This is a genomic window from Chryseobacterium sp. FH2, assembly GCF_001045455.1.
Classification (GTDB): Bacteria; Bacteroidota; Bacteroidia; order Flavobacteriales; family Weeksellaceae; genus Chryseobacterium.
Window position 1 is genome coordinate 143,143 of the sequence record NZ_LFNE01000004.1, and the last position, 14,366, is coordinate 157,508.

A 14,366-nucleotide genomic window follows, 5' to 3' on the forward strand; every position below is an offset into this window, starting at 1 on the left:
TTTAAATACCATTAATTTGTATTTTAATAAATAAAAACAGACGTGTCTTTCAAAAATTATATATCAAAACTGGCTTTCAGCAATACAATGAGCGACAATATTAAAACACTTGTTGCTTTCATTGTCAATTCGAAGAGATACAGTTCAAAGTTTAAAGAAAACAAGCTGGATTTAAGTAATAATGAAACTTTTGTATATAATTTTAAAAGTAACAGAAAAAAATTCACTCTTTTCTTAAGAACATTTAAAGGCGATATTGATATTTTCTATGAAATATTCTGGAAGAAAACATATGATAAGCCGTTAAATCTTATTAAAAAAAAACCTGAAATAATTGTTGATTTAGGGGCTCATATTGGCATGACTTCTATTTATTTTGCGTTGAAATATCCTGATTCCAAAATCATTTCGGTAGAAGCTTCTCTGGAGAATTTTTTACTGTTGGAACAAAACACCTCTTCATTCAAAAACATACAATGTATCAATGCAGCTGCTTATTTTGAAGACGGAATCGTAAACTTTGGAAATGACGAGCTTTCCTATAACCAAAAAGTTTCTGAAAAAGGAATTGAAACAGAAGCAATTACGGTAGAGAGTTTAATAAAAAAACATACTTTGGATAAAATTGACTTACTTAAAATTGACATTGAAGGTGGAGAAATCGAATTATTGAGTAAAAATAATTCGTGGCTGAAAAAAGTAAAAAATATTATCATTGAAATTCATAAACCTTACACCGCAGAAAATTTACAACAAGACCTAAAACCATTTGATTTTAAAATAAAATTGGAAGAAGATTCAGTTTTATTCGCAGATAAATAAACTGGAAGCTATGAAATTTTCATAGCTTTTTTTATGATATCTTTTTTAGAATTTAAAATCACGGGATACTTCTGCAATGTCGGGCGAAACCCCCGGAAGAACTCTTCAACAGCAGGAACATCACTCCCTTCAAAATCAAAAATTTTATGCTGAATATTTTCAGAAATAATATGATCAATAATTACTGACGAACCGGAAAGTTTAATATGTTCCTTAGCATTAAACGTTCCCAAAAGAGCCAACGTTTTTACATCAGAATACACTGCAATAAGGTTTATAATCGTTTTATGGTAAAAAAATGCCGTAAGGTTAAGACGGTGCGCTTTTTCGAAATCTGAAAACGTTTGTAAAAACTGTTGTTTATCCTTTTCATTTTTAGCACCGATTGTGTTTTCAGAAATAAAATGAATTGCTTCTTTCATATTCACTTCCCGAACTTCAGAGTTCTGTAAAACTTCTTCGTCAAGCCTTAGTTTTCTTTTTCTTTTTGGAGAATATTTTTGTCTTATATTTTCATAGTTATCAGGATAAATTAGAAAATTTTGCCTTTGATTTAATAGTTTTGAAAATTTATTTTCAGCATTAAAAGCATAATACCAGATGTTGTATTTCTTCTCAAAAGAATTTAGAAAGGCATCGTTCATTTCGACATTATCCTTCTTAGAAAAAATTCCCAGTTGCTGACAAAGTTTTGGATTAATTACCAGCTTAATACATCCAAACTTTCTTTCAAAAGGAATGGGCATTACCGCCTCATAATCACCAAAAACCAAAATTTCCCAGTTCTTCCCTGAGGTCACATCTAAAAAATCCTTCGTTGCAGAGTATTTTCTCTGTTCGGAATTTTCTAAACATTCAGTATATTTTTTGAAATTAATTTCGCGATATTTCAATCTTCTAATCATAATAATCCTTTATCTGAGAAACTAAAATATGAATCCTGTGTAATAATGAGATGATCTAAAAGCTGAATGTTTAAAATTTTTCCAGCTTCCTTTACTTGTTGGGTAATATCAATATCTTCCCTGCTGGGTTTTAAGTTTCCTGACGGATGATTGTGTGCAATAATAATCCCTGTTGAAAAATGTTCTAAAGCGATTTTAAATAAAATCCGGATATCTACTATTGACTGGCTGATTCCGCCCTGTGTAAGTTGGGAAACATGAAGTATTTTATTACTTTGGTTTAATAAAATTGCCCAAAACTCTTCTGTCCTTAAATCTGACAAATGATTTTTCAGAATGTTATAAGCGCTTTTACTGCCTGAAATAACAGGCTTTTCTAATACTTCCTGACCGGCTCTTCTTCTGCCAATTTCAAGAGCCGTTGCAATAGAAATCGCTTTCACTTCACCTATTCCTTTAAATTTCATCAAATCTTTAATGGAAAGCAGGCTTAGCTGATGCCAATTATTATCAACAGAAGCTAATATTTTCCGAGCTAATTCCACTGCGGTTTCTTCCCTATTTCCGCTTCCCATGATAATTGCCAATAATTCAGAATCAGAAAGTGAGTTTTTACCCTTTAATAAAAACTTTTCACGAGGTCTGTCGTCTTCTGCTAAGAACTTGATGGACATATTTTAAGATTAGAGGATTAGAATTTAGGATATCATTAATAAAAAGCATACAAAATAATGGGTTGCTTTGATTGATCAATGAATTTCGCAGTCTGATTAAAAGCATTTTGAGAAAGCATCGGGCAGCCAAAACTCAAACACGTTTGTCCTGTACTTTCTGTATCGGGGACACAATAGTAAGAATGCAGAACTATCGCCCTTGACATTGCATTACTGTTTGTAACATCCAGTCCCTGCATACGATACGCTTTTCCAAATTTTCCTGTATAGCTTTCGCGGATTTCATATTTTCCTAAAGAGGACTGATGAGAACCGTTAACATTACTGAATTGTAAAGTATTTGAATTTTTCACTACAGAACCTTCCCCATGAGCAACGATTGCTTTCTGTAAAATTTTATCATTCTTTAAATCGTAAACGAAATAACGATATTTTCCTGAATGTGTTTTAAAATTGATAAAAACAGCCACATTCTGATTATAATTTTTCCCTTTTATATAGTTTTTAATCTCCAAAACTTTAGATTGTGGCAAATCATTATTCGTTTCCTGCGCATGATATCTGAAGCAGGAAATTGTAAAAAGAAATAATAAAATAAAATTTTTCATCATCAGGAATTGATTTTATTCGATAATCATTCCGTCTTTCATTACCAGTTTTCTGTCTGTAATTTCTGCAAGATTCGGGTTATGTGTTACAATGACAAAAGTCTGATTGTATTTGTCTCTTAAATCAAAAAATAACCTGTGTAGATCATCCGCATTTTTTGAATCCAGGTTCCCGGTCGGCTCATCTGCAAAAATAATTTTCGGGGAATTGATTAAAGCTCTTGCAACCGCTACCCTCTGCGCCTCGCCTCCCGATAGCTGGTTCGGTTTATGGTGAATTCTCTGTTCTATTTTTAGATCTTCAAATAGCGCATATGCTTTTTCGATAGCTTCTTTTTCATTAGCCCCGGCAATTTTTGTAGGCAGCAGAACGTTTTCCATAGCCGTAAATTCAGGAAGCAATTGGTGAAACTGAAATACAAATCCAATATTTTGGTTTCTGAATCTAGAAAGCTGTTTATCATTCATATTAATGAAAGATTCTCCTGCAATGGTGATTTCTGTATTGTATTTACCTGAATTTGAAGGTTGATCCAATGTTCCTAAAATCTGTAAAAGCGTAGATTTTCCCGCCCCGGATTCTCCGACGATCGATACTACTTCACCCATTTTTATATTGATATCAACACCTTTCAGTACTTCCAAATTCCCATAAAATTTATGGACATTTCTTGCTTTAATCATGATTCAAAAATAGTGATTCTAAATAATGATACAAAATGTTTCAAAGTAAACATTTTGTATACTTCCAATAAATTTGTTTAAACAAAAAAACCTCCCGAATCGAGAGGTTTTTTATTTTATAATTTAGAAAAAAATTACAGTAACAATGTTAATGGATTTTCTAAATATATTTTTAATGTTTGTAAGAACTGAGCACCTGTAGCACCATCTACTACTCTGTGGTCACACGCTAATGAAAGTTTCATAGTGTTTCCAACTACTATCTGACCGTCTTTTACGATTGGTTTTTCAATAATTGCTCCTACTGAAAGGATGGCAGAGTTTGGTTGGTTGATGATACTTGTAAATGTTTCAATTCCAAACATACCCAAATTAGAGATTGAGAATGTAGAACCTTCCATTTCGTTTGCTTTAAGACCTTTAGACTTCGCTCTTGCAGCCATATCTTTCACAGCAGCGGAAATTTGAGTATAGTTCATCTGATCTGTATTTTTAAGTACAGGGACTACTAATCCGTCAGGAATCGCCACTGCTACCCCAACATTGATATTTCCTCTGTGAATGACCTTATCACCCGCCCAGCTGGAATTTACCTGAGGATGTTTTCTTAGAGCAACCGCAGTTGCTTTAATGATCATATCGTTGAAAGAAATTTTAGTGTCCGGTAAAGAATTGATTTCTTTTCTGGCCTCAATTGCTTTATCCATATTAATCTCTACCATCAGATAATAGTGAGGAGCAGAGAATTTACTTTCAGAAAGTCGTTTTGCAATGATATTTCTTACTTGTGAATTCGGAGTTTCTGTATCTTCACCCTGTACAAAGCTTAATGCAGCTTGTGCCGCAGGGCTTGCAGCCGGAGCTGAAGCAGCAGGTTTTGCAGATGGCTGATAATTCTCAATATCTTTTTTAACGATTCTTCCGTTCTCTCCCGAACCCTGAACACTGTGAATGTCAACACCTTTATCCTGAGCCATTTTTTTCGCCAAAGGAGAAATTGCAACCCTGTCAGATGATGACGAACTTACCACAGGAGCAGGTTTCTCTTCTGCTTTAGCTTCAGTTTTTTGTTCGGCAGGTTTTTCTGATGACTGAGGAGCAGCTTTTGGAGCACCAACGGCCGAAACATCTGTTCCTGCAGGACCAATAATTGCTAAAACTGAATCTACCGGAGCAGCACCGCCTTCTTCAACACCTTGCTTCAATAATACTCCATTGAATTCAGACTCAAAATCCTGAACCGCTTTATCTGTTTCGATCTCCGCAAGAAGATCTCCTTCTTTTACTGTATCTCCAACGTTTTTGTGCCATTTTGCCACCTTACCTTCCGTCATTGTATCAGAAAGACGAGGCATTGTAATGATTTCTACTCCGGCAGGAACTTCCGCAGAAACCTGCTCAACACTGGTAGAATTATTTTCTGTTTTTGATTCTTCTTCAGATTTTTTTTCTTCAGAACCTCCAGCGTCCGGAGCTGCTGCCCCGCCGGTTAATCCCGAAATATCTTCTCCTTCATTACCAATGATTGCCAAAACAGAATCTACAGCAGCTGCATCACCCTCTTCTACACCTACGTATAAAAGAGTACCTTCTATTTCAGATTCGAAATCCTGAACTGCTTTATCAGTTTCAATTTCAGCTAAAATATCTCCTTCTTTTACCTTATCTCCTACTTTTTTATGCCATTTTGCCACTTTACCTTCCGTCATAGTATCGGAAAGACGCGGCATTGTAATAACTTCTGCCATAATTTAATTTATTAATTTGTTAATGTGATGAAGTGATGATAATAAAAGTGAAAGTTAAGAAATAACACACCATATCATCCTATCAGCAAATTATTTTTAGTTTTCTAATTTATCTAAGAACGGATAGTTTTCCTGAGCATAAACGTACTCATAAACTTTATCTGGATCAGGATATGGAGAGTTTTCCATAAATTCAATGCATTCTTCAACAAAATCTCTGGATTTGTTATCCATAGCTTCCAATTCTTCTTCGGTAGCCCAATTGTTAGTCAAAATTCTTTGCTTAATCAATTCAATTGGGTCATCGTTTTTGTGGATAGCTACTTCTTCTTTAGATCTATAAGGTTCAGCATCAGACATTGAGTGACCTCTGTAACGGTAAGTTCTAGCTTCAATAAAAGTAGGCCCGTCCCCTCTTCTTGCTCTTTCGATAGCTTCGTAAGCAGCTTCAGCTACTTTTTCAGGGTCCATTGCATCTACAGCAAGACAAGGCATTTCGTACCCTAAACCTAGTTTATAGATATCCTCGTGGTTTGCAGTTCTTTTAACAGAAGTTCCCATTGCATATTGATTATTCTCAACAACAAAAACTACAGGGAGCTTCCAGTTCATTGCCATGTTAAACGTTTCGTGTAGTGATCCCTGTCTGGCCGCACCATCTCCGAAGAAACAGATGTTGACAGCTTTTCTGTCGAAAAATTTATCTGCAAAAGCGATCCCGGCTCCTAAAGGAATTTGTCCTCCTACAATACCATGACCTCCATAAAAACGGTGTTCCTTGCTGAAAATGTGCATAGAACCACCCATTCCTCCTGACGTTCCCGTTGCTTTACCGCAAAGTTCTGCCATGATTCTTTTAGGGTCTACTCCCATTGCCATTGGATGGATGTGACATCTGTACGCCGTAATCATACTATCTTTAGTTAAATCCATTGCATGCGTAAAACCGGCAGGGATAGCTTCCTGTCCGTTATACAAATGTAAAAAACCTCTGATTTTTTGTTTTAGATAAAGAGAACGGCATTTGTCTTCAAACCTTCTCCACATTGTCATATCTTCATACCACTTCAGGTATACCTCTTTAGAAAATTCTTTCATGTGTTAGCCTTTGCTTATTTATTATGAAATAGTTGAGCAAAATTATAAAAAAAACTTTGTTTTTATTGTATACATACCAATTGTTTTTTTGGTTATAGTATTATATTTACATTATCAAACTAGAATATGGAACAAAAACAGCCCTCACTTGTGCATAAAGTCTCAAAAATCATATCAGATTTTTTCAATCCTCTGGTTTCCCTGTTTATATTTTTTGTTTATATGAGCGCCAGGCAATATTCTTGGAAAGATTCTTTAATATACTTTCTTCCTATTTTATTAATAGTCATTGTTCCTGTTATCATTTGGATTGTTTGGAATGTGAAAACCGGGCGATATACCAATATGGATGTATCTAATCGTATTCAGAGAAAGACTTTATATATATTCATTGCGACATGTGTCATTGCTTATATTGCTTATAATTATTTCAGAAACGGATATATTGATTTTGTATTATTGTTTGTTTTAATCCTGCTTTTCGCATTACAAGTCAGTAATTTTTTCATTAAAAGCTCCATGCATACGGCTTTTAATATATTTGTAGCTGCATTATTCTTTGCTTTAAACTGGAAAATGGGAATTATCTGGCTGGGAATTGCTGCTTTGGTAGGAATTACAAGGGTTGTTTTGAAAAGACATACTCCAAAAGAAGTATTAATGGGTGCTGCAATAGCTTTTACGGTATCTTTTATTTACTTATATTGCAATATACAATTTCAACATTAAGAATTTTATATGAAAATAAATCATCTTACCTCTGCAGAAGAAAACTTGATGAAATTATTCTGGAAGCTGAATTCCTTTTATTTAAAAGATATAATGGAACAGCACCCTGAGCCTAAACCACACCAAAATACAGTTTCTACATATTTGAAAATATTGGTTGAAAAAGGTTATTTGTCGACCGAAAAAGAAGGAAGGATCTTCAAATACACAGTTATTGTTCCTTTCGATGAATACAAGAAATTTTTATTAAAAGAGCTTTCACAGAATTTTTTTGATAATTCAGGAAAAGAAATCTTAGAATTTTTATTGAATGAAAAATTAATATCTCAGGATGATTTGAAAGGCTATTTTGACCTTAGGATTGAACTTAAACCAACAAAAAGTAAAGAGTCAAAACGCGAATTCGAGTATGCTAATGAAATATTAAATCCTAAAAAAGATAAAAAAGGTAAAGACAAGAAGAAAAAAAAGAAAAAGGAATGAAAATTATTTCTATAAACAAAAAGCATTACATATTTGTAATGCTTTTTCTATTAAAAATTGTTATCGTTGAGTTCCTGAGCTCCAAATTGGAGAAGAGTTTTGATAAATAACAAGGTTACCATCATCTTGTACTTCTAATCTTGTAGCTCCGCGGTTGTTACTGTTTGCTCCCCAAATGGCCTTATTATAGGAATCATATACAACCAGATTTCCATCGGTTTGAAATTCCGCTCTGCTACCTCTGTTATCAGTTGCTGAAGACCAGATTGCCTGACCATTATTCCTTGAAAGTACTAAATTGCCATCATTCTGAAATACTAGATAATAGTTACGGTTAGGCGAATACACTTTATTATTTCTACGAAATTCATATCCTGGATTTATACTTCCTCCTCGGAATCCCCACCGATTACCATTATTATTACTTACTTTTCCGTCTTGTGAAGCCCATACGGGATTCGAATTATTATAAATCACAAGGTTACCGTCATCCTGTATTGCCAGTCTATTTGCATTTTTCCCGTTTGTATTGGAAGTAAATGCTACAGCATTTCTATTGGTGTATACCACCAAATTTCCATCATCCTGGAAAACAGCTCTAGTACCCCTGTTTGCAGTTTTTGATTCCCAAAGAGGTTTTCCTGCTCTGTTATAAAAGACTAAATTACCATCACCTTGGAAAATCAAATAATTCTGTCTGTTATCAGCCCAGTATTTTCTGTTTTGCTCGATAGTCTGACCGTTGTAAATGTTTTGTGCATTAAGAAATAATCCACAAAACATCATTAATGATGTAAAGAAATATTTTCTCATTTTAATTGATTTTTGATTGGTTAAAAGTTTTCTAAAAGTATGCCAAATATATAAGAATTTTTAATCTGGGAAAGTAATTGAATGATACTGAGAATAAATAATTTTTTTTGCATAAAAAAAGCGGCTTAAAAAAGCCGCTTATATTTTTTACCAACGTTTTCCTCCGCCGCCGTTTCCACCACGGTTGTTACCGTAGCTTCCTCCGCCACCGTTTCCACCTCTGTTGTTTCCATAACCACCACCACTTCTGTTGTTATCAAAACTTCTTCTTGGCTTTTCTTCTCTTGGCTTAGCCTCAGAAACGTTAAGTTCTTTACCATTAAATTCTTTTCCGTTTAAAGCTTCAATAGCTTGTTGACCCTCATCGTCACCCATTTCGATAAAACCGAAACCTCTTGAACGACCAGTTTCTCTGTCAGTAACAATCTTAGCTGATGCTACGTCTCCAAATTCTGCGAATAAATCGTGCAACTCATACTCTTTAGTTGCGTAATTGATGTTTGAAACAAAAATGTTCATTTTAAATAAAAATTAAAAAATTAATAAAAATTTGGTATATAAAAGAAAAACAACATAAATTAATGAACAAATATTGATTCCAAATATAAACTAACGCAAGGTACGATTAAAATTTTCAAAACAAAGCTTTTTTTTAATTTATTTCGTCAAAATTTTCAAGCTTTTTATTGTTTCGTTAAAAAGTATTAATTTTTTACAAATTATATATAAGCATTTGATAAATAAATTAAAAATTCATAATAATATATTCACTAAAATCAAAAAATCATTATAATGACACCAATATAGCTAAAACCTATAAAAACATTAAAAAAAACAGGGAAAAGTGAATCTTAAAAAAAGAAAAATAATTGAGAAAATAAATAATTCTCTTTTAATAAGTAAATGCAAAACCTTTGATAAAGCGAGATTTTAAAACTAAATTTGCACCACAAATAAATGAATTATGAATTATCATACTAGAAAATGGGTAAAGCCTGAAGATTTGAATCCTAATCACTCACTTTTCGGAGGGAGATTACTGCAATGGATAGATGAAGAAGCTGCGCTTTATGCTATTATTCAGCTGGAAAACACAAAAGTTGTCACAAAATTCATTTCAGAAATCAATTTCATAAGTTCTGCAAAACAAGGAGATATTATTGAAATAGGAATTGAGGTTTCGGCATTTGGTTCTTCCTCTATCACATTGGCTTGTGAAGTTAGAAACAAAATGACCCATCAAACCATCATCACGGTAGATAAAATAGTTATGGTAAACCTTGATGAAGACGGTAATCCTGCTCCTCATGGCAAGACAAAAGTTGAGTTTGTAAAAGACCGGTTAAATAATCAGATTTTATGACAAAAATTTTCGTAAAAAATATGGTCTGCGGAAGGTGTATTTCTGCTGTTGCAGGTATTTTTAATGAAGCAAATATTAGGATTAAATCAATCAATCTTGGTGAAGTGGAAACAGAATCGGAAATTTCAGAAAACGATTTGCAATCCATTGAAAAGCGTTTTTTAGAAACCGGTTTTGAAAGAATAAAAGATTCTGCTCATCAGATTATTGAGAAAATTAAAAATCTGATCATTGTTAAAATCAGTGAACTTGATATCGACGAAAATTTCCTTTTGTCAGAATTTCTGATTTCAAAACTTCACAAAGATTACAGTTCGCTTTCCAAAACTTTTTCACAAAACGAAAATATTACGTTAGAACAGTTTTTTATCCTTCAAAAAATTGAAAAGGTAAAGGAATTGCTTCTTTACAATGAATTTACCTTAACAGAAATTGCAGGAAAACTCGGGTATAAAAGTGTACAGCATTTATCATCACAATTCCGAAACAGCACAGGTTTCACTCCTACTGAATTCAAAAAACTGAAAATTCATAATCGCAAACCCCTTGATCAGGTGTAAGTATGTGGTCATATTCGTGTTTACAGTTTTTACTGTAAGCGCAAACTCTCAAACTCAAACAGAATTCTATAAACATTATCCTTAAATTTATAACAGCCTTCCATTTGTATTTTGGAAATTTGTATATAAATTAAAGGATCATGCAACAACAATATATAATACTCGGAATGTCCTGCTCCGGTTGTCAGAAAAAGATTTCTGAAAAACTGAACAGTATTGAAGGTATAAAAGCTGTGATCAATCTTGAAGATAATACAGCAACAATTATTTCCGATAACAAAATAGACATCAATATTTTAAATAATGCTTTAGAAGAAATTGGAAACTATAAACTGGAAGATCCCAATAACCCTGAAAAGACTTTCATAAAACCTCAGAATAGAGTTTCTCCGTCTTCAGTTTATTATTGTCCGATGGAATGTGAAGGTGATAAGGTATATTTTCAGCAAGGAAAAAGATGTTCGGTTTGTAATATGTATCTGGTTCCGATTGAGGAAAAACACGCAAAAGATCCCAATTTTATACCGACATACTCTTCAACCAATTTGCCTGAAAATTTCAAAGATAACATTGGCGCCTATTATTGCCCGATGTTCTGCGAAAGTGACAAGATTTATGATGAAAAAGGTGACTGTCCTGTTTGTCATATGCATCTGGAAAAAATAACCGAAGATTCGGTTAAAAATTCAAATCATCAAACACATCAGCATTCCAATAATCTAGGCCATCATCATGAAGCTCCGAAAGTTACGGATGAAATGGCCGGAAAATACTATTGCCCAATGTATTGCGAAGGTGATAAAGTTTATGATAGCAATGTCGGGTGTCCTGTTTGCGGAATGGATTTGGTAAAATATCCTGAAAAAAAGAAAGCAAAGTATACTTGTCCGATGCATCCTGAAATTATTCGTGACGAGCCCGGAGATTGCCCGATTTGCGGAATGGATTTAGTAAGAATTCCCGATCAAGAGGAAGAGGAAGATGAAACTTACAATATTTTGAAGAGAAAATTCATTATTTCCTTAGCATTTGCTATTCCTGTTTTCATTCTTTCGATGGGCGGAATGTTTACTGATTTTCCTTTTTCTCATCAGATTAAAGGAATTATTGAATTTATCTTAACTCTTCCTGTTCTATTTTATTCGGGGTGGTTTTTAATGAAAAGAGGCTGGGTGTCTTTCAAGACATGGAATTTGAATATGTTCAGCTTAATCATCTTAGGGGTTGCTGCCGCATTTATTTTCAGTATTGCAGCATTAGCTTTTCCGGAAATCATTCCGCATGAGATTAGGGGCCATGATCATGAAATTCCACTTTATTTTGAAGCTGTTTCTGTGATTGTAACGCTTGTTATTTTAGGCCAGTTAATGGAAGCTGCTGCCCATAAGAAAACGGGTAATGCTATTAAAGAATTAATGAGCCTTTCTCCCGATGAAGCCAATCTTATCATAAATGGTGAAGAAAAAAAAGTTTTACTTTCCCAAGTTAATATCGGGGATTTATTAAAAGTAAAACCGGGTGAAAAAATTCCTGTTGACGGAAAAATCACGGAAGGAAATTCTGTTGTTGATGAAAGTATGATCACAGGTGAGCCGATTCCTGTTGAGAAAAATATTGATGATAAAGTTTCTTCAGGAACCATCAACGGAAATCAGGTTTTCATTATGCAAGCTGAAAAAGTGGGTGATGAAACCCTGCTTTCGCAAATCATAAAAATGGTTAATGAAGCAAGCCGAAGTAAAGCACCTATCCAGAGATTGACTGATAAAGTAGCTAAAGTTTTCGTTCCGGCTGTTATTTTAATTGCTGTTCTGACTTTTGTTCTATGGCAGTTTTTTGGCCCTGAAGATAAAAAAACTTTATTCGCATTTGTGAATGCTGTTGCGGTTTTAATTGTTGCCTGTCCGTGTGCTTTAGGTTTGGCTACTCCTATGTCTTTGATGGTAGGAATTGGTAAAGGGGCAAAAAATGGTATTTTAATTAAAAATGCCGAAGCTCTTGAACAGATGAATAAAGTAAATGTTCTAATTACCGATAAAACAGGTACTTTGACAGAAGGAAAACCATCTGTAGAATATATTGAAACGGTTAATAATGATGAAAATTCAATGCTAAAATTAGCCTATTCTTTAAATCAAAACTCGGAGCATCCTTTGTCAAATGCAGTTATTAAAAAAGCCAAAGACGAAAACATTTTGCCTGAAAAAGTTGAAAAATTTGAAAATATTTCGGGTAAAGGTGTAAAAGGAAATATCAATGGAAAAACAGTTTATTTAGGAAATGAAAATCTATTGATATCAAACCAAATTTCAATTCCTGAAGACTTAAAACAACAAGCTGTTGAAGCTCAGTCAAAAGCTCATACGGTTTCTTATATTGCTGAAGGAAATACCGTTTTAGGGTTTATAAGTTTTACCGATAAAATCAAAGAAAGTTCTAAAAAAGCAATTGAACAATTAATAAATGAAGGGGTTGATATCATCATGATGACCGGAGATAATGAACATACTGCAAAAGCTGTTGCTGAAGAATTGGGAATTAAACATTTTAAAGCCAATTGCCTTCCGGAAGATAAATTAAATGAAGTTAAAAAACTTCAACAACAGGGAAAAATAGTTGCCATGACCGGTGATGGAATCAATGACTCCCCTGCTTTAGCTCAAGCCAATATCGGGATTGCTATGGGAACGGGAACTGATGTTGCGATTGAAAGTGCTGAAATCACATTATTGAAGGGTGATATTTTAGGCGTTGCAAAAGCAAAATTACTAAGTGAAAAGCTTCTGAAAAATATTAAGGAAAATCTGTTTTTTGCTTTTATTTATAACGTTTTGGGCATTCCGATTGCGGCAGGATTATTGTATCCTTTTTTTGGAATCTTATTATCCCCGATGATCGCAGCAGCTGCGATGAGCTTTAGTTCATTATCTGTGATTTTAAATTCATTGAGATTGAATTCGGTTAATCTCAATATTAGCTAACCATTTTGAATTTTTTCACAGATTGAGCTGGCAGGTAATTAAGTTTAGTTTTTAATAAAAAAATTACCTCATTTGGATAATCTGCAGGAAAAATATAAACTAAAAAATATGAAAAAAGAAAGTCTTTATATAGGATGCTCAGGGTTTTATAATAATGATTGGAAAGGATCATTGTATCCGCAAGATGCTAAAAGTAAGGACTTTCTTTCATTATATTCTCAAACATTCAACTCAGTTGAAATAAACTCTACCTTTTACAGAAAACCGACGGCAAAAACACTGTTAAAATGGGTGGATGAAACTCCCGCTGATTTTAAATTTTTTATTAAAATTCCCAAAACCATTTCTCATGAAAAGCGTTTGAAAGATTGCAAAGAAGAAATTTCAGAATTTTGCGATCATATTCATTCTAATTTAACAGGAAAACTTTCTGGCTTTCTGTATCAATTTCCACCTTCCTTTAAAAATACAGAGGAAAATATGGATTTAATTCTTAACAGTATTGATTTTAATTATTTAAACGTCATAGAATTCCGTCACGAATCATGGTGGAGAAAAGAAATCTTTAACCTTTTAAAGGAAAATAATATTATTTTTTCAGGAGTAAGCTTTCCCGGAAATCTTCCTGAAGATATGATTGGTAATAATTCTGAGATTCTATATTACCGATTACATGGAAAACCCATTCTTTACAAATCAGAATACAGTGAGGAATTTCTTAATGATTTAGCCGAAAAAATAAAAAAAGAACAAAAGAAAACATTTATCTTCTTCAATAATACTTGGGGAACAGCTGCAATTAAAAATTCGTTGTTTTTAAAGAATATTTTAGAATGAGAATGTTCTGAAAATAAATTACTTAAAATATTCTTAAAAAGTAAAATTTTAAATAATGTGG

At 33.3% G+C, this 14,366-nt stretch carries 15 protein-coding genes; 7 read left to right on the forward strand and 8 right to left on the reverse strand.

What is annotated here, in order from left to right; all coding sequences use genetic code 11:
- The first annotated feature begins 87 nt into the window (after positions 1-87).
- On the forward strand, positions 88-822 hold the full coding sequence (locus ACM39_RS07855; protein WP_131701427.1) for an FkbM family methyltransferase: 735 nt from the start codon (positions 88-90) through the stop codon (positions 820-822).
- Positions 823-830: 8 nt separating this feature from the next.
- Here ACM39_RS07855 and ACM39_RS07860 read toward each other — a convergent pair whose 3' ends face one another.
- The 6 genes from ACM39_RS07860 to pdhA form a co-directional block, all read right to left on the reverse strand.
- The gene (locus tag ACM39_RS07860) at positions 831-1,727 is read right to left on the reverse strand and encodes a hypothetical protein (RefSeq protein ID WP_048510487.1); all 897 of its coding nucleotides are present in this window, start codon (positions 1,725-1,727) and stop codon (positions 831-833) included.
- Complete coding sequence (gene radC / locus ACM39_RS07865; protein ID WP_048510488.1) at positions 1,724-2,401, reverse strand: RadC family protein; 678 nt, start codon at positions 2,399-2,401, stop codon at positions 1,724-1,726. The genes ACM39_RS07860 and radC overlap by 4 nt, the downstream gene beginning before the upstream one ends.
- A gap of 35 nt (positions 2,402-2,436) precedes the next feature.
- Positions 2,437-3,012: a murein L,D-transpeptidase catalytic domain-containing protein gene (locus tag ACM39_RS07870; RefSeq protein WP_048510489.1), complete on the reverse strand. Its 576-nt coding sequence runs from the start codon at positions 3,010-3,012 to the stop codon at positions 2,437-2,439.
- 12 nt (positions 3,013-3,024) lie between these two features.
- Positions 3,025-3,693 carry an ABC transporter ATP-binding protein gene (locus ACM39_RS07875; protein ID WP_048510490.1) on the reverse strand — a complete coding sequence of 223 codons (669 nt, stop codon included), beginning with the start codon at positions 3,691-3,693 and terminating at the stop codon, positions 3,025-3,027.
- A gap of 134 nt (positions 3,694-3,827) precedes the next feature.
- Positions 3,828-5,441, reverse strand: coding sequence for a 2-oxo acid dehydrogenase subunit E2 (locus tag ACM39_RS07880; protein ID WP_048510491.1), 1,614 nt, complete (start codon positions 5,439-5,441; stop codon positions 3,828-3,830).
- Between the two features lie 96 nt (positions 5,442-5,537).
- A complete protein-coding gene (pdhA, locus tag ACM39_RS07885) occupies positions 5,538-6,539 on the reverse strand; it encodes a pyruvate dehydrogenase (acetyl-transferring) E1 component subunit alpha (RefSeq protein WP_048510492.1) in 1,002 nt (333 codons plus the stop codon).
- A 222-nt stretch (positions 6,540-6,761) separates the two neighbouring features.
- Between pdhA and ACM39_RS07890 the strand changes: the two genes are divergently transcribed.
- Complete coding sequence (locus ACM39_RS07890) at positions 6,762-7,268, forward strand: phosphatase PAP2 family protein (protein ID WP_228377079.1); 507 nt, start codon at positions 6,762-6,764, stop codon at positions 7,266-7,268.
- Positions 7,269-7,277: 9 nt separating this feature from the next.
- Positions 7,278-7,751, forward strand: a complete 474-nt coding sequence (locus ACM39_RS07895) for a BlaI/MecI/CopY family transcriptional regulator (RefSeq protein WP_048510494.1) — start codon at positions 7,278-7,280, stop codon at positions 7,749-7,751.
- A 60-nt stretch (positions 7,752-7,811) separates the two neighbouring features.
- Here ACM39_RS07895 and ACM39_RS07900 read toward each other — a convergent pair whose 3' ends face one another.
- Both ACM39_RS07900 and ACM39_RS07905 read right to left on the reverse strand, forming a co-directional pair.
- Positions 7,812-8,564 (reverse strand): PQQ-binding-like beta-propeller repeat protein, encoded by a 753-nt coding sequence (locus ACM39_RS07900; protein ID WP_082140548.1) that lies wholly within the window; start codon positions 8,562-8,564, stop codon positions 7,812-7,814.
- Positions 8,565-8,711: 147 nt separating this feature from the next.
- The gene (locus tag ACM39_RS07905) at positions 8,712-9,083 is read right to left on the reverse strand and encodes an RNA recognition motif domain-containing protein (protein WP_048510496.1); all 372 of its coding nucleotides are present in this window, start codon (positions 9,081-9,083) and stop codon (positions 8,712-8,714) included.
- A gap of 445 nt (positions 9,084-9,528) precedes the next feature.
- On the opposite strand from ACM39_RS07905, the gene ACM39_RS07910 reads away from it, so the two are divergent.
- The 4 genes from ACM39_RS07910 (at position 9,529) to ACM39_RS07925 (ending at position 14,305) form a co-directional block, all read left to right on the forward strand.
- Complete coding sequence (locus tag ACM39_RS07910) at positions 9,529-9,927, forward strand: acyl-CoA thioesterase (protein ID WP_048510497.1); 399 nt, start codon at positions 9,529-9,531, stop codon at positions 9,925-9,927.
- Entirely contained in the window at positions 9,924-10,487 is a 564-nt protein-coding gene (locus ACM39_RS07915) for a helix-turn-helix domain-containing protein (protein WP_048510498.1), read from the forward strand. The genes ACM39_RS07910 and ACM39_RS07915 overlap by 4 nt, the downstream gene beginning before the upstream one ends.
- Positions 10,488-10,627: 140 nt before the next feature.
- On the forward strand, positions 10,628-13,468 hold the full coding sequence (locus ACM39_RS07920; RefSeq protein WP_048510499.1) for a heavy metal translocating P-type ATPase: 2,841 nt from the start codon (positions 10,628-10,630) through the stop codon (positions 13,466-13,468).
- Between the two features lie 108 nt (positions 13,469-13,576).
- Positions 13,577-14,305, forward strand: coding sequence for a DUF72 domain-containing protein (locus ACM39_RS07925; RefSeq protein ID WP_048510708.1), 729 nt, complete (start codon positions 13,577-13,579; stop codon positions 14,303-14,305).
- Positions 14,306-14,366: the final 61 nt, after the last annotated feature.